16 protein-coding genes and 1 pseudogene are annotated in these 18,769 nt (G+C 71.3%); 15 read left to right on the forward strand and 2 right to left on the reverse strand.

Translation table 11 applies throughout. The annotated features are described in order from the left end of the window. Positions 1-16 precede the first annotated feature (16 nt). The 3 genes and pseudogenes from AC07DO_RS21060 to AC07DO_RS21070 form a co-directional block, all read left to right on the forward strand. On the forward strand, positions 17-1,603 hold the full coding sequence (locus tag AC07DO_RS21060; RefSeq protein WP_479061545.1) for an FAD-binding oxidoreductase: 1,587 nt from the start codon (positions 17-19) through the stop codon (positions 1,601-1,603). A 150-nt stretch (positions 1,604-1,753) separates the two neighbouring features. After that, positions 1,754-2,746, forward strand: coding sequence for a COG4315 family predicted lipoprotein (locus AC07DO_RS21065; RefSeq protein ID WP_479061546.1), 993 nt, complete (start codon positions 1,754-1,756; stop codon positions 2,744-2,746). 29 nt (positions 2,747-2,775) lie between these two features. Continuing rightward, a pseudogene (locus AC07DO_RS21070) lies at positions 2,776-3,297 on the forward strand (sortase domain-containing protein); the annotation flags it as partial. Positions 3,298-3,349: 52 nt separating this feature from the next. Here AC07DO_RS21070 and AC07DO_RS21075 read toward each other — a convergent pair. Then, a complete protein-coding gene (locus tag AC07DO_RS21075; RefSeq protein ID WP_479061548.1) occupies positions 3,350-4,072 on the reverse strand; it encodes a phosphatase PAP2 family protein in 723 nt (240 codons plus the stop codon). 247 nt (positions 4,073-4,319) lie between these two features. After that, complete coding sequence (locus AC07DO_RS21080) at positions 4,320-5,330, reverse strand: C40 family peptidase (RefSeq protein WP_479061625.1); 1,011 nt, start codon at positions 5,328-5,330, stop codon at positions 4,320-4,322. 324 nt (positions 5,331-5,654) lie between these two features. Between AC07DO_RS21080 and AC07DO_RS21085 the strand changes: the two genes are divergently transcribed. The 12 genes from AC07DO_RS21085 to AC07DO_RS21140 all read left to right on the forward strand — a co-directional run bounded on the left by AC07DO_RS21085 (position 5,655) and on the right by AC07DO_RS21140 (position 18,679). Further along, entirely contained in the window at positions 5,655-6,077 is a 423-nt protein-coding gene (locus AC07DO_RS21085) for a hypothetical protein (protein WP_479061550.1), read from the forward strand. A gap of 32 nt (positions 6,078-6,109) precedes the next feature. After that, entirely contained in the window at positions 6,110-6,922 is an 813-nt protein-coding gene (locus AC07DO_RS21090; protein WP_479061552.1) for an ATP-binding cassette domain-containing protein, read from the forward strand. Further along, on the forward strand, positions 6,922-8,220 hold the full coding sequence (locus AC07DO_RS21095) for a hypothetical protein (protein WP_479061554.1): 1,299 nt from the start codon (positions 6,922-6,924) through the stop codon (positions 8,218-8,220). Before AC07DO_RS21090 ends, AC07DO_RS21095 begins: the two co-directional genes overlap by 1 nt. A 47-nt stretch (positions 8,221-8,267) precedes the next feature. Next, on the forward strand, positions 8,268-8,933 hold the full coding sequence (locus AC07DO_RS21100; protein ID WP_479061556.1) for a hypothetical protein: 666 nt from the start codon (positions 8,268-8,270) through the stop codon (positions 8,931-8,933). Between the two features lie 124 nt (positions 8,934-9,057). After that, complete coding sequence (locus tag AC07DO_RS21105) at positions 9,058-9,771, forward strand: hypothetical protein (RefSeq protein ID WP_479061557.1); 714 nt, start codon at positions 9,058-9,060, stop codon at positions 9,769-9,771. Positions 9,772-9,968: 197 nt separating this feature from the next. Then, positions 9,969-10,706 (forward strand): DUF4232 domain-containing protein, encoded by a 738-nt coding sequence (locus AC07DO_RS21110; RefSeq protein WP_479061559.1) that lies wholly within the window; start codon positions 9,969-9,971, stop codon positions 10,704-10,706. Positions 10,707-11,113: 407 nt separating this feature from the next. Further along, positions 11,114-12,688, forward strand: coding sequence for a hypothetical protein (locus AC07DO_RS21115; RefSeq protein WP_479061560.1), 1,575 nt, complete (start codon positions 11,114-11,116; stop codon positions 12,686-12,688). A 215-nt stretch (positions 12,689-12,903) separates the two neighbouring features. Then, positions 12,904-13,212: a hypothetical protein gene (locus AC07DO_RS21120; RefSeq protein ID WP_055570172.1), complete on the forward strand. Its 309-nt coding sequence runs from the start codon at positions 12,904-12,906 to the stop codon at positions 13,210-13,212. Between the two features lie 264 nt (positions 13,213-13,476). Then, positions 13,477-14,322, forward strand: a complete 846-nt coding sequence (locus AC07DO_RS21125; RefSeq protein WP_479061562.1) for a DUF8175 domain-containg protein — start codon at positions 13,477-13,479, stop codon at positions 14,320-14,322. Then, positions 14,312-15,679 carry an energy-coupling factor transporter transmembrane component T family protein gene (locus AC07DO_RS21130; RefSeq protein WP_479061564.1) on the forward strand — a complete coding sequence of 456 codons (1,368 nt, stop codon included), beginning with the start codon at positions 14,312-14,314 and terminating at the stop codon, positions 15,677-15,679. Before AC07DO_RS21125 ends, AC07DO_RS21130 begins: the two co-directional genes overlap by 11 nt. Next, positions 15,676-17,235, forward strand: coding sequence for an SCO6880 family protein (locus tag AC07DO_RS21135; protein WP_479061565.1), 1,560 nt, complete (start codon positions 15,676-15,678; stop codon positions 17,233-17,235). The genes AC07DO_RS21130 and AC07DO_RS21135 overlap by 4 nt, the downstream gene beginning before the upstream one ends. A 46-nt stretch (positions 17,236-17,281) precedes the next feature. Beyond that, complete coding sequence (locus tag AC07DO_RS21140) at positions 17,282-18,679, forward strand: ATP-binding protein (RefSeq protein ID WP_479061566.1); 1,398 nt, start codon at positions 17,282-17,284, stop codon at positions 18,677-18,679. The last annotated feature ends 90 nt before the right edge of the window (positions 18,680-18,769 follow it).

An 18,769-nucleotide genomic window follows, 5' to 3' on the forward strand; every position in this document is an offset into this window, starting at 1 on the left:
AGCAACGGGAGGCGTCATGGAACGACGTACATTCATCGGCACCACGGCGGCCACACTGGCCGCCGCCACCGTCGCGGGCTGCACCAGCGGCACCCCGGACGGCACCAGCACGAGGACGGGCACCGGCACCGCCGCGTCCGGCAGCGGCACCGGCGGCACCCCCATCAGAACCTCCAGCGCCGCCTCCTCCTCGCCCGCCACCCTCAAGGCCCTCGCCCGCGACCTGGACGGCACCCTCGTCCAGCCCGGCCAGGCCACGTGGGCGGCGGCCCGGCAGCTGTACAACACGCGGTACGACGACCTGAAGCCCACCGCCGTGGCCTACGTCGCGCACCCGGACGACATCCGCACCGCCCTCGCGTACGCCCGCGCCCACCGCACCAAGGTCGCGATCCGCAACGGCGGGCATTCCTACGCGGGTTGGTCCTCCGGCAACGGGCGGCTGATCATCGACGTGTCGAAACTGAGCAAGATACGGGCGAGCGGCAGCACCGCCACCATCGGCGGCGGCGCCAAGCTCATCGACGTCTACCGCTCGCTCGCGGCGAAGGGCGTCACCATCCCCGCGGGCTCGTGCCCGACCGTCGGCATATCCGGTCTCACGCTCGGCGGCGGCCACGGCGTGGTCTCGCGCGCGTACGGCCTGACCTGCGACAGCCTCACCTCCGCGACGCTGATCACGGCGGACGGCAAGCAGCTCACCGCCTCCAAGTCCGAGAACAAGGACCTGTTCTGGGCGCTGCGGGGCGCGGGCAACGGCAACTTCGGCATCGTCACCGAGCTCACCTACCGCACGCACGCCGCGCCCCAGGGCGTCTCCGCCTACATGACCTGGCCCTGGTCGAAGGCGGCCGCGGTCATCAAGGCCTGGCAGGAGTGGGGCCCGGTCCAGCCGGACGAGATCTGGTCGTCCGCGCACCTCGCGAACACGCCGGGCGGCACCCCGACCGTGTCCGTCGCCTGCTTCTCCCTCGGGACGTACGGCGAACTGCAGAACGCCGTCGACCGCCTCGCCGACAAGATCGGCGCACCGGCGCGCAGCGTCTCCCTGAAGCGGCGTACGTACGAGGAGTCGATGGAGGTGTACGCGGGCTGCTCGTCCTTCTCCGCCGACGCCCAGTGCCACCTCCCCGGCGCGACACCGGGCCGCTCCCCGCGGGGCGCCCTCAAGCGCGAGACGTACGCGGCGAGTTCGGACTTCTTCGACCGTTCGCTCTCCGCGGCGGGCATCCGCACGCTGCTGTCGCAGATCGAGAACGTGACGGGCGCGAGCGGCGGCAGCATCGCGCTCACCGCGCTCGGCGGCGCGATCAACCGCGTCGACCCGACGGCGACGGCGTTCGTGCACCGGCGCTCGCGGATGCTGGCGCAGTACATCGCGTCGTGGCGCGCGGGCACGTCGGGTTCGGGCGCCCGGGCATGGCTGAAAAAGGCGCACGGGTCCATGGGGCGTTACGCGTCCGGTGCCGCCTACCAGAACTACACCGACTCGACGCTGACGAACTGGCGCGAGGCGTACTACGGGCCGGCGGCGCCGCGTCTGAAGAAGCTCAAGAAGCAGTACGACCCCACGCGCTTCTTCGACTTCCCGCAGGCGCTCTGAGCGACGCGCCGAACCGGGTGCCCGTACGTGCCGGGGGCCGGTGCCCGTCGTCCCCGCCCGTCACCCGCCCGGCGGGTACCGCAACCCGTTCGGCCCCGCCCGACACGCCCCCAGGTGGCCCACCCCGCTGGACACGGGTGCCCTGGGGGCATGACCCCACCCCGCAGCACGCGCATACCCTCCGGCACCCCGCGCACGGCCGCCGTCACGGCGACGGCGGCCGCGGTGGCCGTCCTCGCCCTGGCGGCCCCGGCCGTCGCCCTGGACAAGCCCGCCGAGCCCGGACAGCTGACCCTCATCGACACCCCGAAGGGCAAGGCGCTCGCCGACAAGGACGGCAATCCGCTCTACACGCGCGACGCCGACAAAGCCGACACCCCCGACTGCACCGGGAAGTGCGCCACCGACTGGCCGGCCGCGATCGGCTATCCCACGAAGGCGGACGACGTCACGGGCCAGACCGCCCAGACCGGCGACGACGCGCAGAACGCCGACCAACCGCAGGTCATCTACGAGACCCGGCCCCTCTACTACTACAAGGGCGACGAGAAGGGGCAGGACCCCGAGGGCCAGGACGTGAAGGGCTGGAGCCTGCTCGGCGCGGACGGCAAGGAGCTGGGCGCGGGCGCGGGAACGGACTCCGACCCGGACTCCGATGCCGATGCGACGGACAAGTCGGCGTCCCCCGAGACGTCGTCGACCTCCGCGGAGAAGTCCGCGTCCCCGAAGGCATCCACGAGCCCGGCCCCTTCTACGAACGCCTCCACGAACCCCTCTCCGGACGCCTCCCCGGAGCCTTCCTCGGGCACCGCGACGGAAGCGGCATCGCAGCCGCCCGCGAACCCGGACACGACCCCGAACCCGAACACGTCCGCCACCACGTCCCCGGACACGAACGTCGGCGCCCTCCGGGCCACCCCCTCCGGAGCGGCCCGAGGCGGCGCGACGCACGCCACGACCGGGGCCGAGCACTCCGAGGCGGGCCCCCTGACGTTCGCCTCCGCAGCGGTGACCGGAGCGGCGGCGGGCGTGGGCGTCTGGCTGCTGCGCCGCCGCAAGGCATCCGACGCGGCCCCGAGCACGGACGCCGTCCCGAGCCGCGGTCAGGGCCCGGGCACAGGCTCCGGCCCGGACCACCCCTGAACCGCCCCCTGCGCCGCGCGGCCGCCCCCTTGCTGCTCGCGGCGTCCGCCCTCCTCGCCACCGCGTCCCCGCTGGGCGACGGGCCGGCGCCCGCCCCGGTCCCGGAGGGCCGCATCCGGATCCCCGCGATCGGCGTGGACGCGGATGTCCTGCCGGTCGGTCTCGACCGGCAGGGCGCGCTGGAGGTGCCGTCGTTCCGGGACGCCCTGAAGGTGGGCCGGTACGAGTTGGGCCCCCGGCCGGGAGACCGGGGCCCGGCGATCCTCGTGGGTCACCGCGACGCGCCCACGGGACGGGGAGGGCGGGGCAGCCGGGGCTACCGGGACGCCGTCTTCGCCCGCCTGGACCGCCTGCGCCCCGGCGACCGGATCGAGACGACGACGGCGGCAGGGCGGCGTACGACGTTCAATGTCACGGCGGTCGCCACGTACCGCACGGCGGACTTCCCCACCGCCACGGTCTACGCACCCGCGGTCGGCGCCCAGCTGCGCCTGCTCACCTGCGGCGGCCGCATCGGCAGGGACGGCCACTGGGACTCGAACGTGGTGGTGAGCGCGGCGCGCGTGGCGACGCCCGGGAGGACCTGGGCCCCGACGCCGACGGCTATGCCGCGAGATCCCTCTCGTCCGGATCCACCGACGCCGCCCCCGCCGTCCGCGGCGTCGCCGTCCCGCTCAGCGGCGCCGCGACAGGACCGACTTTCCGGTCCCACACCAGCCACCCCACCCGCCCGGAGCGGCCGACCATCTTGGTGAGCGGCGTGAGCAGCGCCATGGCGAGCGGCGAGAGGAGCAGCGCGACGGCGGTGCCGAGCGCGAAGCCGCCGACGACGTCCGTCGGGTAGTGCACGCCCATGAAGACGCGGCAGAAGCCCTCGACGGCTGCGAGGCCGAGGCCGACGAGGCCGAACTTGCGGTGGGCGACGAAGAGTCCGGCGCCGACGGCCATGGCGAGCGTGGCGTGGTCGCTGACGAAGGAGTAGTCGTTCTTGCCGTCGACGAGGAGCTCGACACCGCGGTGGACATGGAACGGACGTGGCCGTTCCACGAAGCCGCGGATGGGGATGTTGACGAGGACGGCGATGCCCGCGGCGATCGGTGCCCAGACGACGGCGGCGACCGAGGAGGCGGCGTCGTCGAGGGTGCCGCGCTTGCGCTGGCCCCACCAGCACCACACCACCAGGAGGACGAGGGCGAGCAACAGGCCGTACTCCCCGACGAACGCGATGGCGCTGTCGAACCAGGACGGGGTGTCCTTGGCCAGGCCATTGATGTCGTAGAGCAGGCCGACGTCGGGGTTCGACCCGGATTCATCGAGTCCAGCCATGGCGCTACGGCCCCTTGTCTCCTAGCCCTTGGGCGCACGTTCTGTGCGCCCTGTCCATCAACCCCCGTGGTCGGTCCAGTCAAGGGAACGCCCTGTCCCCCGTCCTACGTTCCACCCTCCACCGAAAGATCACTCAGACGTTACCGAAGAGAGATACATCGCCGCAGCTCAGAGGAGTGTTCTTACGGAGGGTTCAAGCCACATCACACCTCGCGTACCCCGTAAACCTCATGCGTAACGAGGTGTCTCAGACCTGCGTCGGCTTGGCCGGTACAGCCTTGGCCCCGTCCTCGGTGACCCGGGTCGCGCCGAAGTAGTCGGGTGTGTCGATGCGGTCGAAGCGGATGACGGCGCCGGTCCGCGGGGCGTTGATCATGTATCCCCCGCCCACGTAGATGCCGACGTGCCGGATGGCGCGGGAATTGGTCAGGTCGTCCGAGAAGAAGACGAGGTCACCGGGGAGGAGTTCCTCCCTCTTGGGGTGCGGTCCCGCGTTGTACTGGTCGTTGGCCACGCGCGGCAGCGTGACGCCGACGGAGCGGTACGCGGCGAGGGTGAGCCCGGAGCAGTCGAAGCGGCCACCCTGCTCCGGGGTGCCGTTGCCGCCCCACAGATAGAGGGTGCCCAGCTTCTTCTGGGCGTAGTAGATGGCTCCCGCCGCCTGCCTGGAGGGCTCCACGCGGCCGACGGGCCTGGCGAAGCTCTTCGAGAGGTCGGTGATGGTCTTCACGTAGTTCTGCGTCTCGCTGTAGGGCGGGACGCCGCCGTACTTGATGACGGCGTACGCGCCGGCGTTGTACGCGGCGAGCATGTTCTTCGTGGGGTTCCCGGGCGCGTCCTTCACGTAGCCGGCGAGCTTGCAGTCGTACGACGCGGCGGACGGAATGGCATCCTCCGGGTCCCACACGTCCCGATCGCCGTCCCCGTCCCCGTCCACGCCATGAGATGCCCACGTCCCGGGAATGAACTGCGCTATCCCCTGCGCCTTGGCCGGACTCTTGGCCCGCGGATTGAACCCGCTCTCCTGGTAGAGCTGGGCGGCGAGCAGCGCGGGGTTGATGGCCTTGCAGAGGTTGCCCCATTTCTGCACGAGGGGCTGATAGGTGGCGGGCACGGCTCCCTTGGCGAGCCCCACGGACCCACCGCCGACCCCGTTGGTCATGCTCCCCGCGGCCATGTACGTCCCGACGACGAGCAGCGCGATGAAGCTGAGGGCCCCGCCGATCCCGACGGACGCGACCAGCCACGCCTTACGCACCGTCAACCACCCCTCACCCGCCGGTAGTCCGCCGGCGACAAGTGTACGGGGGCCACCTCACAAATTGGGGGCCTACGGCGTCGGATCCACAGGGCGCGGACGACGCGTCGGGGGCAGCCGCGAGCGCCGAGCGCCCCTGGGTGCGGCCCCCTCCGGGCGCCGATATCAGGCCAATTACCGGTGATCAAGCACCGCCACGCACTTCGCCCCAGTAGTGATCATGTACACACTCGAACTAATGACCTACGGAGTGTCAGCGTCCGCACCTAGCATGATCGGCGACCAAGCAGTTACGACCAATTCGTCGTGATTTTAGGAGAGTTCATGCGCAAGCGTTTTACGGGGAAGCGCAAGCTCGCGATCGTGGGTGCGCTGACGGCGGTTGCCATCAGCGTGCCTGCCGTGGGTGCGGTGGCCGCGGAGATCAGCGGAAGCCGGCTGCCGTTCGCCCTCTCCACCGCGGGGAGCAAGGAGGACGGTGACCGCTGGAAGGGCAAGAGCAGCGGCCACGCCAAGGCCTGCGGCGATGTGCCGGTGAACGACACGCGTACGTTCAGCGCGTACATCTACCAGGACAAGAGCTTCCGCCCCGACCCGAAGATCGCCAGCACGTCCCGCAGCTACAAGCAGGGCTACGGCTGCGGCGCGTACAAGGGCACCAGCACCGGCGGCAAGTACTACACCAAGGCCACCTGGGCCGGTATCCCCGGCAGCCGGGCCTACGGTTACGTGAACGCCCAGAACTGATTCGAACTCAGGATTCAGGACTCAGGAATCACGTGAGCACTCCCCACAGCGCCGCCGCGACCGGCTCCCAGCCGGTCGCGGCGGTCGCGGGCGTCACCGTCCAGTACGGCTCGACGACCGCCCTCGACGACGTCTCCCTCACCTTCCCCGCCGGCGTCACCGGCCTCCTGGGACCCAACGGGGCGGGAAAAAGCACCCTGTTGTCGCTGCTGAGCACGGCCCGCAGACCGAAGTCCGGCGACGTCACCCTCCTGGGAGAGACCCCGGGACGGACCCGCGTACAGCGGCTGCGCAAGCAGATCGGGGTGCTGCCGCAGTCCTTCGGGTACTACCCACGCTTCACCGTCCTGGAGTTCACCGAGTACGCCGCGTGGCTGCGCAAGGTGCCCGCCGCCCAGCGCCGCGAACGCGCCCGCGAGGCGCTGCGCCTGGTCCAGATGGAGAAGCACGCGGGCGCCAGGATGGGTGCCCTCTCCGGCGGCATGCTGCGCCGCGTCGGCATCGCCCAGGCCATGGTCAACGAACCCTCCCTCGTCCTCCTCGACGAGCCGACGGTGGGCCTCGACCCGGCCCAGCGCGTCGGATTCCGCAAACTCATCAAGGAGTTGGGCGACCGCTGCGCGGTGGTGATGAGCACCCACCTCGCCGAGGACGTGGCCCACGTGTGCGACCGCGTCGCCGTCCTCCTGGAGGGCACGGTCCGCTTCACCGGCACGGTCGCCGAGCTGTGCGCCCTGCCCTCCGGCGAGACCGGTGACGCGGGGGCCACCGGGGCGGACATCGACGGGAGCGCCGTGGAAGCCGGATACCTGCACCTCGCCGGCACGGAAGCGGTGGCCGGCTGATGCGCGTACTCCTCACCGAAATGCGCCGCGGCGAGGCCAAGTGGGCCGCCGCGCTCATGGGCGCCGTCGGCGTCTACTACTTCACCTCGGAAAGCCCCGACGAGAGCGACTGGATCGGCTGGTGGACCCAGACCAGCCTCCAGGTCCAGCTCTTCTCCGTCATCGTGATGGGCTCCGTGATGAGCGCCGCGGCCGCCTGGAGCGCGGGCCGCGCCTTCCGCCACCGCACCCGGCTCTGGGCCGACACCGCCGCCCGCGGCGGCTGGGCCCAGTCGCTGCTGCTCTGGCTCGCGGCCTGGCTCTGGGCGCTGCTCGCGTACGCCGTACTGATCGCCGTCGCCTTCTCCCGCACCGCCGGAGTCAGCGACGTCAGCGAACCCGCGTGGACGCCCCTGCTGCTCGGCGCGGGCATGATGGGCCTGGAGATCGCCGTCGGGGTCGCCATCGGCTCGGCCCTGCCGTCACGCGTGGTCGCACCCTTCGCGGGCGTCTTCTGGTACAGCCTCTTCGTCGTCGTCGCGTTCGTCCCCGACACCCCGCTCGACAAGCTGTTCCCCGCGATAGACGAGTTCTGGAGCTCGGAGTTCGAACCCAACACGACGCGCATGCTCGTCGCCGTCGCCTGGTGCCTGGCGTTCGGCCTCGTCCTCACCGCGCTGCCCGCGCTCTGGCGCAGCGCCGCCCTCGCGCCCCGCCCGGTCGTGCTCGGCGCGCTCACGATGGCCGCGCTCGTCGCGGGCGGCACCCTCGTGGCCTTCCGTACGCCGGTGCCCGACTCGTACTGGGCCGTGCGCAAGGAGCAGCCCGCGCAGCCGCTCTGCACCACCAGCGGCCGTACGAAGGCGTGCCTGTGGCCGGACGACCGCCACCTGCTGCCCCAGGCCCGTGCCGCCGTACGGACCGTCGACTCCGGGCTCGGCTCCCTCTCCGGACTCAACCGCGCCTTCTACGCCGACGGCCTCGACCGCCCGTCCGGCGCCACCGCCGAACTCCCCCTCATGTCACCGGCGGCGACCAAGGACGACCTGACCGACGCGATGTTCTCGGCGGCCCTCCCCCAGCCCACGTCGTCGAAGTGCGCACCGCACCTCCTCGAGTCGGCCGGCGGCTACCCCGACACGTTCCTGTTCGAAGCGGCCGTACGCGCCCGCATCGGAGCCCCCGGCGAGTACTACGGGGAGGAGTTCGGCCGCGCCCTCGAGCGCATCACCGACGCTCCGCGCGCGAAGCAGGACCGGTGGATCGAGGCGGCGGCCGACGACATCCGCGCGTGCAGGCCGGTCCCCGAACTCCCGTAGCTGCCGCAGCTCCCAAAGCCGCCCCCGAGCGAATCGACAGCGCCTCGATGCCCCCTACGAACCCCCGCTCCCACCCCAGCCCCACCGACACCCGCCTGACCCCGGTCCTCTCCTTCGTACGCTGCCGGGGCCTGCCCCGCGCGGCAGGCGTCGCCCTGCTCGTGGCCCTGGCGACGACGGCGTTCGCGGGCCGGCGCGTGGCGGTACCGGAATTCCGCTACCTGGTCGACTTCAGCGTCCCGGTGGCCGAGATCGTCCCGCTCGCCCACGCGGTGATCCTGGCCACGACGCTCTTCTCCCCCATGGCCGACCTGGAACAGACATCGGCCCAGCCGATGACCCGCCACAGAGCGCTGTACCTGGTCACGCTCCTCGTCCTCGCCCTGGGCCTGACCGCCCTGCCCCTCCTGGCCGGGACCACGACCGAGGTCTTCGTCTCGGCCGCCCGCAACGTCATCGGCTACCTGGGCCTCGGCATGCTCAGCGCCCGCCTCTTCGGGAGCGGCCTGGCCTGGCTGCTTCCCCTGGCCATGTTCGGGCCCACGCTGCTCCTCGGGGTGGGCAGCGACAACACCCCCGAGCCCTGGGCCTGGTCCCTCCACCCGTCGACCCACACTCCCGCGATGATCACCGCGGTACTGCTCTGGGCGGTCGGCGCCCTGGCCTCGGCGACGGCGGGGCCGCGGCAGTCGGAACGGGCGGAGCAGAACTAGGGGAGTAGCTTCCCCCGGCGGGGAGCGGAGCTTCCCGCCCCCCAGCGAGGCTTCCTCCGGCGGGGCTTCCCCGGCGCCGAAAACCACTGGTCACGACCCACACCCCCGCTGCTACCGTCCCGCCATGCCAGACACCGAAGACACCGCCGCCCCCGAGCTCGCCCCCGTCACCGCCGAAGACGTCACCGCCGCCGTACGTCTCGCCGTGGCCGTCCTTCGTGAAGCCCCCGCCGACGCCGACTGGAGCAGCAAGGCCGGAGGCCTGGAGTGGGATTGCTGGGAGACCGTCGAGCATCTCGCGGACGACCTCTTCGCGTACGCCGCGCAGCTGGGGCCCGAGCAGCCGCCGCAGGACACCGAGGTGCCCTTCCTCTGGTACCGGCGGCGGCACGGCGGCCCCTCCAACGTCACCTTCGCCGACCGCGAGGCCGGTGTCGCCGGGCTGTTGCAGGTCCTGGAGTCGTGCGGTGCCCTGCTCACCGGCATGGTCGCGACCACGCCCCCGACGGTCCGCGCCCACCACGGCTGGGGCGCCTCCGACCCCGAGGGCTTCGCCGCGATGGGGATCGTGGAGACGCTGGTCCACACGTACGACATCGCGGGCGGGCTCGGCATCGGTCACCTCTGGGCTCCCCCCGCCGACCTCTGCGACCGCGTCCTCCATCGCCTCTTCCCCGACGTGGTGGACGGGACGGGCGCCGGGGCGGACACCCGGGCGGGCGGTGACGACGCCGGGCCGTGGGACGTCCTCCTGTGGGCCACGGGGCGGGGCACCCTGCCCGGCCGGCCGCGCCGAACCGCCTGGCGCTGGTACGGCGTTCCCGCGGGCGAACGCTGACCTCCGCACCCGTCGCGTCCCACCGCGGCATTCCAGGGATCGGACGTTTACGCAGGTCAGGGCCCATGTAAGCGTTCCAGCGTCCCTGATCGTCCGGCACTCCTTGCCCCGCCCCGCAGGCACCCGCTTCGCTGTGGAGCAGGCCGAACGACCCGGCCTCGTACAGCCCAGCCCACACCACCTCACGGGGACCCCTCATGAAGCACACGCATGCCACCAAGACCCTGCTCGCCGGTCTCGCACTGATCAGCACGCTGGGCCTGACCGCCTGCAACGGAGACGACACCGGCGGCACGGGTGCGGGGTCCGCCGCCTCCGCCGCCGGCTCCACGGCGGGCGGCAGCGGCGGCTCGGACAGCGGGTCGGGGCAGGGGACCGGCGGCGGCACCTCCGGCAACGGCGGCGGCAACGACAGCGGTGGCGGCAGCGAGGGCAAGAGCGGCGGCAACGACAGCGGCAAGGCCACCGGCGCCGGCACGGGTTCCACCACGGATGGCAAGGCCGGCATCTGCCGCAGCGACGAACTGGAAGTCACCGCCGTCGACAACAGCACCGACAAGACGGAAGGCGTCGTCACCGTCCAGTTCAAGAACGGCGGTGGCCGCGACTGCACCATCAACGGCTACGCGGGCGTCGACCTGAAGACCGCCACCGGCGACACCCTGTCCGTGAACCGCAACGGCGAGAAGCCCACCCCCGGCGTCCTCAAGGACGGCGAATCCGCCGCCTTCAACATCACGTTCCCCGTCAACAACAGCGGTGGCTCCGGCGTGCGCGTCTCCAAGATCCTGGTGACGCCGCCGAACGAGACGAAGACCGTCACCATCGCCTGGCCCGCGGGCTCCCTCCCCGTGGACAACCCCGATGCCCCCTCCGGCGGCCCGAAGCTGTCGATCAGCCCGGTCGGCACGGTCAGCGACTCCCCCGCGGGCTGAGACCCCCGCGGGCCGAGACATGGCCCGGGCACACCCGGAGGGCACGCACGACGTACGCCCCGACGTACGTCTGTGACCCCTGTGGCCAGGTGAAACGACCTGGCCGCAGGGGTTCACGCCGTTCCGCTTCCGGCGATTGACGTGACCCCAATCAACCTCGATGGTGGGTGAATTGGGCGTCACGCGGCCTCTGCACGCTCCGGCGGCCGCCCACGGCGCAGCGACACGGCCGGGGGGAGCCGCCGATGAACGCATCGGACCGGGACCGTCCGGAGGGTCACCGCCACCCCCCGGAGGACCGCCGTCCTGAAGAGTTCGCCCCACCGGTTCCACCGACGCCGCCCATCCCACCGCTGCCGCCTGTCGCACCGCTGCCACCCGTCACACCGCTGCCGCCCGTCCCGGCCATGCCGCCGGTTCCGCCGCCCCCACCCCCATCCCCACCCCCCAACAGGCCTTACGCCCTCGCCACCGCCCTCCTCAACCTCTCCGGCCTCGGCCTCGGCTACCTCCTCCTCCGCCGACGCGCCTCCGCATCCTCCGCACCCTTCGCACCCCTCACGCTCCTCGCCCTCCTCTCCTGCACCGCCACCGCCGCCCTGCTCCTCGTCGCGCTGCCCGCCGACGTCGACGGCGTCCCCGGCGGTGTACTCGTCGGATACGCCGTACTGCTGCTCCTCGCCGCCGTCCACGGCGCGTACCTCGCCGCTCACGACCGGCACCCCGCACCGCTGCGGGCGTCCGTCGCCGTCGGGCTCGGTGTCGTGCTGCTGGCCGTGCCCGCCGGTGGGTCCTTCGCGTACGAGGACGCGCGCGACGAAGCCGTCGAGCGGATGCTCCTCGACCGCCTCGGCGAGGCCGACCGGATCGTGGCGGGCCTCGACGGGCGGCCGTTCGTCGGGGCGACCGAGCGCCGGTACGAGAAGGCACTCGGCGTCTACCGGGGTCTCGCCGAGGACCATCCGGAGTCGAGGGCGGCGGACCGGCTGCCCGGCAGTCTCACCGCGTACTACAAGTCCGTCGCCGCCCCGTACGCCGCCGGGCGGTACTGCGACGCCGTCACCCCCCTCGAGCACCTGCGCACCGTACCCGGAACGTTCGCCGCCCCCGCGCGGAAACACCTCGGCTCCCTCGCCTCCTGGCCCGACGACCGTCTCGCGACCTCCCTGTACGAATGCGGGACCGCCGCCCTCGGCCGGGCCGACGCCGAAGAGCCGCTGAGCGAACTCCTCCGCACCTTCCCCGAGTCGGCCCAGGCCGCGAAGGTCGGGCCCGCGCTGCGCGCCGCCGTCGACACCCGTTCGGCCGCGCTCGGGGGCCCCGACCCCTGTACCGGCGTCGACGAGCTCCGCGCCCTCGGCCGGACCGCCGCCGCGCTCCCCGGCGACACCCTGGGCGCCCACACCCGCGAGACCGGCGCCCTGCGCGCGACCACCGCCCGCGCGGTGGAGCGCGGCGTCTACGCCTGCGGGATCGACGAGTTCAAGGACGGCGCCTTCACCAAGGCCGCCGAGACCCTGACGGGGTTCGTCAGGGAGTACCCGGGCAGCGGGAAGCGCGACCGCGCCGAGGACATCGCCGTCGCGGCGGAGATCGCGGCGGAACGCCCCGCCGCGGGCCGCCGCCTGCCTCCGGCCCACGCCTCGGGGAGAGGAGGCGGCACGGTCGAGTTGGTCGTCGCCAACCTCGGCCCCGGCCCGCTGGAGCTCCTCTACACAGGCCCCACCACTGGCACCGTCAAGCTGGAGGACTGCGCGTCATGCCGTATTTACGCCACCAGGACCCGTGGCGACACCGCCTGCCGAGCCGGCGTCACGAAGTACCCGAGAACCACGCTCCGGCTGCCCGCCGGCGCGTACCACTTCCTCTACAAGCGGGCGGGCGTACGCAATCGAGCCGACGACGCGAAGCTCAGCGCCGCGTACCGCTACACCGACTGCTCCTTCGTGACACGCGACGCCGCCGGGCTCGAACTTACTTAACACCTGGTCAGGGGCACGCCGGGCCGTCATTGCCCGGCGTCGTACCGCGTGATACACAGAGTCACCGGACCTCGCGTACGAGGAAACGTACGAAGTCAGCCAACGAATGGCGCCAAGGCGACATGCGCGGGCCCGATTGTCGGCGACAATGAGCTGTCCTCTGCACCGAGTGGGCAGAGGTGACAGAACAACCCACTAGGGGCGGTGAGTTACACATGCTTATGGCAGCCGAAAAGGGCGACATCACCACCATCATCGGCGGGATCGCCCCCGACTGGGGTCCCTTCGGGAGCCTGGGCAACGAGGCTCGGGTGATGATCGAGGTCGTGATGGCGATCGCCATCCTCCTCTGTCTCGGCATCGCGATCTGGGGCGCGGCGAAGCAGCGCATCGGCGCGACGGCGCTGCGAGACACGTTCAGTGCGGAGCAGGGCAAGGGTCTGATCATCGCGGGCCTGACCGGGGTCTTCATCATCGGATCGCTGGGCACACTGTTCACGATCGTCTACGGCATGGCGGTCTAGCGGTCCCCCGCGCAGCCCCGCCGTTCCCTCTCCCACGTCCCCAATACGTCCCCCACATCCCCTACGTCCCCCACGTCCCCCCACCTGTCCCCCTCCTCCTCTCCCTGTCCTCCCTCTCCCCCACCCGTCCGTCGTGCCCACCGGCTGAGGTTGCAACTCCCTGATGTCGAGTCACCACACCGCGCCCGCGCGGGAACCAGCAGGGCTACCGTCATACGTGTCCTACGAGACGGTCCAGCGAGAGGTTGAGGGGGCATGCGCGGCATGAGTCCCGACGACGACCGGAACGACGGCCTCTTCGGCGGCTCGGGAGAGACCCGGACGCGGCTTCCCGAGGGGGAGGGCGGGGGCGACGACGTCTACGGCGGCGTGCGCAGATCCCCGCGCGGCGGACGCACGTCCTCGCGCAGCCTGGTCACTGTCGTGGGCGTCGTGGTCCTCCTCATCGCGGCGATCGCCTTCGCCAATCGGGGGGGCGACGATTCCTCCTCCGGAGGGGATGACGGGGACAAGGCCGCGTCGTCGCCGACGGCCGCGACCGGGGAGAAGCCAGTAGGGAGCAAGAACGCCGGGATCCCCTCCGGCTACGCGAAGAGCGAGCAGGGAGCCGAGTCTGCAGCGGCAAACTACGCCTCAGCGCTGGGTTCCGACGGCATGTTCAACTCCTCGCGTCGGCACGAAATTGTGCGGGCCATCTCTGCTCCGAGCTCGTTCGACAAGCTGCAGCGCGGCTTTGATGCCGATTACTCGCAGGCGTTTCTCAAGCGAATCGGGCTGAACGACGACGGCAGCGCCCCTGCAGGCAGCACCTTCGTGAACCGCACACTCCCTGCAGGAACCAAGATCAAAAACTTTGGCGACGGCAACGCCACCGTTGATGTCTGGTGCAGTGGGCTGTTCGGGCTGACCGGCGAGAAGAGCACCAACCCTGTGACCGGCAGCTGGTTCACCGTGTCCATGAAGCTGACCTGGGACCAGGGGGACTGGAAGGTGCTCGAATCCCGACAGAGTGCCGGTCCCACCCCAGTGAGTGGCGACAACCCCATCTCCGGAGCCGACGAGATCGGCAAGGCGGTCAAGGAGTACGGAGGGTTCACGTATGCCCGGTAGCCCACGCCGCGCACTACAACTCGGCGCTGTCGTCGCGGCCACACAGACAGCCGTAATCCTGGCGGCTACGCGTGCCTTCGCTGCCCCGGAGCCGAAGGATCCCGACAACCCGTGCAGCTTGATCGCGGGCCCCGCCAAAAAGTACTGCGAAAAAGGCCAAGAAGGCGGCGGCGGAGGCGGAGGCGACTACCCCACCGAAAGCCCCCTCGGCGACTCCCTGGACCCCCTCAGCTCCCTCGCCAAAGGCTGCGCCGACGCCGCCTCCTGGACCGTCGACAAGCTCTCGGACGCCGTGAAGGAGACGGCGAACGTCGACTTCACGAACCCCGAGTTCCTGCAGCAGTACGCCGTCGTCTTCGCCGCGTCGACCGTGCTGACGCTCCTGCTGTGGCTGCTCGCCGTCGCGAAGAGGGCCGTGCGCGGCGTGCCGCTCACCACCGCCCTGTCCGAAGCCATCGGCTTCCTCTGGCTCACCGTCCTCGCCTCCGCCTTCACCCCCCTGATCCTCTACACCGTCGTCTCCGCGACGGACGGCGTCACGGACGTCATCGCGAAAGCGACGGGCGGTCAGACTGACACGTTCTTCGGGACGTTCTCCGGCGCGCTGAAGAAGGGCGAGGACATCGGGGGCGGGCCGATCATGCTGATCGTCGTCTCGCTCGTGTCGATCCTCGCCGCCGGCGTGCTCTGGCTCGAGCTCGTGATCAGGGCGGCGCTCCTCTACGTAGGAGCGCTCCTCGGCACCGTCGTGTACGCGGGCCTCGTCGACAAGAACCTGTGGACCCACGTCCGCCGCTGGGCGGGCATCATGATCGCCGTCATTCTCGTGAAGCCGATCATCGTCATCGTGCTCGGTCTCGCCGGCGCGCTCTCCGCCGACGACGGGCCCGACTCGTTCTCCGCGGTCGTCTCCGGGCTCTCGATCATCCTGCTCGCCATCTTCGCGAGCGCCATGATCTACCGGTTCGTCCCCGGCTTCGGGGACGAGATCGCCAACTCCCGGAACAACCGCATCATGCGCGGCGCAGAGAACAAGGCCGCCGCCGTGATCAGCTCCCCCGCCTCCCTCGTCTCCCAGGGCATCAAGACCCACAGTGCCCGCGGGAACGGAAACAGCGGGGGCGGTGGCCAGGGCGGGGGCGGGAACAGTCAGGCGCGGCCCGCGAACCCCGCCAGCGGCGGCGTCGCCGCCCACAGCAGCCGCGGATCCACCGGCGGCGGCTCCTCCAACGGCGGCGGATCTGTCCCCTCCGCCGCACCTCCGCAGCGCAGCAGCGCGACGGACACCCCGCACGCGGGCCACCGCGGCGGTTCACGCAACAGCAGTACCAACCGCACGGGAGGTGAAGGGCGTTGACGACCCAGTCCCACCTGTCCCAGCCGGTCGCGCCCCGCCGCACATATCTGATCGGCCGCGCCCGGCCGAACGCGATCGTCGGCAAGAACCGCGAGACCGGGGAGATCGCCCTGATCATCGTGGGCGCCTTCCTCGGCATGATGTGCGGGCTCCTCGTCCCCGTCCTCTCCCTGCGCATCGTGCTGCTCAGCGGCCTCCCGATGCTCGCCATCGCGGCGGTGTACGTCCCGTACAAGGGCCGGACGTTCTACAAGTGGTTCGAGATCAACCGGAGTTACAAGCGTTCCCTCAAGCGCGGCACCGCCTACCGGTCCGCCGTTCCTGAGGCGGGCGTCCGGCTGGACGGCCGGGAGGTCGAGGTCGGGCCGCCGCCCGGCATCGGCCGCATCAGCTGGCTGGCCGCGCCCTTCGGACCGGACGAGATCGCCGTGCTGCTGCACGCCGACCGCCGGACCGTCACCGCCGCCATCGAGATCGAGGGGCCCGGCGTCGGCCTGCGCGACAGCGAGGACCAGGAGGCCCTCGTCGACCGCTTCGGCACGCTCCTCAAGCACGTGGCGAACGGCGACGGCTTCGTCACCCGGCTGCAGATGCTCGCGCGTACGCTGCCCGCCGACCCCGACGCGCACGCCAAGGACGTCAGCGTGCGCGGCGACGACCGGTCGCTGCCCTGGCTCCAGCAGTCGTACGACCAGCTGCAGTCCATGGTGTCCACCAGCAGCGAGCAGCACCGCGCCTACCTCGTGGCCTGCATGCACTACTCCCGCGACCTCGCCGCCGAGGCCCAGGCGATGGCCCGCGCGGCCCGCCCGGCAGGCGGCAGGAAGCTCGACAAGGACGCCGGACTCGCCGTCGTCATGGCGCGCGAGCTCACCGACATCTGCTCGCGCCTCCAGGAGGCCGACATCCGCGTGCGGCAGCCCCTCGGCCAGGGTCGGCTCTCCTCGCTGGTGCACTCCATGTACGACCCGGACCACCCCATCGACCACATCCAGGCGATGACGAAGCGCAACGCCTGGCCCGCCGAGCTCGACGCGATGGAGCCCACCTACCTCCAGGCGAAGACCCGCGAGTCCTCCACCCGCGCCCCGTGGTGCCACGCGACGGCCTGGGTGAAGGAGTGGCCGATGACCCCCGTCGGCGTCAACTTCCTCGCCCCGCTGCTCGTCCACACCCCGGACGTCATCAGGACGGTGGCCGTGACGATGGACCTCGAACCCACCGAGGTCGCCATCGAGCGGATGCTCACCGAGAAGACGAACGACGAGGCGGAGGCGAGCCGCCAGGCCAAGATGAACCGCACGGTCGACCCCCGCGACATCGCTTCGCACTCCCGCCTCGACCAGCGCGGCGAGGACCTGGCGAGCGGAGCGGCGGGCGTGAACCTCGTCGGGTACATCACGGTCTCTTCCCGTTCCCCGGAGGCGCTCGCGCGCGACAAGCGCACCATCCGCGCCTCCGCCGGCAAGTCGTATCTGAAGCTGGAGTGGTGCGACCGCGAGCACCACAGGGCCTTCGTCAACACGCTGCCGTTCGCGACCGGCATCCGACGCTAGAGCGCGCGAGCGCTAGACGGTATCGACGTAGAGGCAGGCTGTTGCGATGCGGGATCCGCTGACCGTCCTCACGGACGCCTTCACCGCCTTCCTGTTCGGGAAGGTCGAGACGACCAGGCTTCCGGTGCGCACGTCCACGGGGCAGGCCCAGGCGGTCTACCTCCCGACGGCCGCGCCCGGCCTCGGCGACTCGGGCGTGATCATCGGGCGTGAGGTGTACTCCGGCAAGGGTTACATCTACGACCCCTTCCAGCTGTACGGGCAGCAGCTGCCCGCACCGCACTGGCTGGTGCTCGGCGAGTCCGGAAACGGCAAGTCGGCGCTGGAGAAGACATACGTGCTGCGGCAGCTGCGCTTCAAGGACCGGCAGGTCGTCGTACTCGACGCGCAGGGCGAGGACGGCGTCGGCGAGTGGAACCTCATCGCCCAGGAGCTGGGGATAACTCCCATCCGGCTCGACCCGACGGCCGCCCTGGACATGGGGATCCGGCTGAACCCCCTGGACCCGGCGATCACGACGACGGGCCAGCTCGCGCTCCTGCGGACCATCATCGAGGTCGCGATGGGGCACGGCCTGGACGAGCGGTCCGGCTTCGCGCTGAAGGTCGCGCACGCCTACGTGAACGAGACCATCGTCGAGCGGCAGCCGGTCCTCACCGACATCGTCGAGCAGCTGCGCCACCCCGAGCCCGAGTCGGCCGAGGCCATGAACGTGGCCATAGACGACGTACGGGCGTGGGGTCTGGACGTGGCGCTCGTGCTCGACCGCCTCGTCGACGGCGACCTGCGGGGCATGTTCGACGGGCCGACGACGGTCGGCATCGATCTCGACGCCCCCCTCATCGTCTTCGACCTCTCCCACATCGACCGCAACTCCATCGCCATGCCGATCCTCATGGCGATCGTGGGCGTGTGGCTCGAGCACACCTGGATCCGTCCGGACCGCAAGAAGCGCATCTTCCTGGTGGAAGAGGCGTGGCACATCATCAACTCGCCCTTCGTGGCCCAGCTCTTCCAGCGCCTCCTGAAGTTCGGCCGACGGCTCGGTCTGTCGTTCGTGGCGGTGGTCCACCACCTGAGCGACGTCGTGGACGGGGCGGCGGCCAAGGAGGCGGCCGCGATCCTGAAGATGGCGTCCACCCGGACCATCTACGCCCAGAAAGCGGACGAGGCACGGGCCACGGGACGGGTCCTCGGGCTGCCGAGGTGGGCGGTGGAGATCATCCCGACGCTCACGCCCGGCATCGCGGTCTGGGACGTGAACGGCAACGTACAGGTGGTGAAGCACCTGATCACCGAGACGGAACGGCCGCTGGTCTTCACCGACCGCGCCATGACCGAGTCGTCGGCCGACCTCCCCCACGCCCCGGCCGACGACGCGCTGCGGGCGGCGGAGCTGGAGGCGGCGGAGCGGGCGGCGTACATGGAGCAGCATGCGGGATGAGTGGGAGCGGGGGCGGTCCCCGCACGGGCGGGGTCCGGCGGGTCCTGGCGGCCCCCACGGGGGCGGACGAGGACGGTCCGGCTCCGGCGG

The sequence above is a fragment of the Streptomyces sp. NPDC045678 genome, assembly GCF_056432085.1.

Coding starts and splice junctions, on each gene's coding strand:
- AC07DO_RS21105 (WP_479061557.1), top strand. CDS start 9,058: ATGCCAGACACCGAAGACACCGCCGCCCCCGAGCTCGCCCCCGTCACC.
- AC07DO_RS21125 (WP_479061562.1), top strand. CDS start 13,477: ATGAGTCCCGACGACGACCGGAACGACGGCCTCTTCGGCGGCTCGGGA.
- AC07DO_RS21100 (WP_479061556.1), top strand. CDS start 8,268: ATGCCCCCTACGAACCCCCGCTCCCACCCCAGCCCCACCGACACCCGC.
- AC07DO_RS21065 (WP_479061546.1), top strand. CDS start 1,754: ATGACCCCACCCCGCAGCACGCGCATACCCTCCGGCACCCCGCGCACG.
- AC07DO_RS21110 (WP_479061559.1), top strand. CDS start 9,969: ATGAAGCACACGCATGCCACCAAGACCCTGCTCGCCGGTCTCGCACTG.
- AC07DO_RS21085 (WP_479061550.1), top strand. CDS start 5,655: ATGCGCAAGCGTTTTACGGGGAAGCGCAAGCTCGCGATCGTGGGTGCG.
- AC07DO_RS21140 (WP_479061566.1), top strand. CDS start 17,282: ATGCGGGATCCGCTGACCGTCCTCACGGACGCCTTCACCGCCTTCCTG.
- AC07DO_RS21130 (WP_479061564.1), top strand. CDS start 14,312: ATGCCCGGTAGCCCACGCCGCGCACTACAACTCGGCGCTGTCGTCGCG.
- AC07DO_RS21075 (WP_479061548.1), bottom strand. CDS start 4,072: ATGGCTGGACTCGATGAATCCGGGTCGAACCCCGACGTCGGCCTGCTC.
- AC07DO_RS21095 (WP_479061554.1), top strand. CDS start 6,922: ATGCGCGTACTCCTCACCGAAATGCGCCGCGGCGAGGCCAAGTGGGCC.
- AC07DO_RS21115 (WP_479061560.1), top strand. CDS start 11,114: ATGCCGCCGGTTCCGCCGCCCCCACCCCCATCCCCACCCCCCAACAGG.
- AC07DO_RS21120 (WP_055570172.1), top strand. CDS start 12,904: ATGCTTATGGCAGCCGAAAAGGGCGACATCACCACCATCATCGGCGGG.
- AC07DO_RS21060 (WP_479061545.1), top strand. CDS start 17: ATGGAACGACGTACATTCATCGGCACCACGGCGGCCACACTGGCCGCC.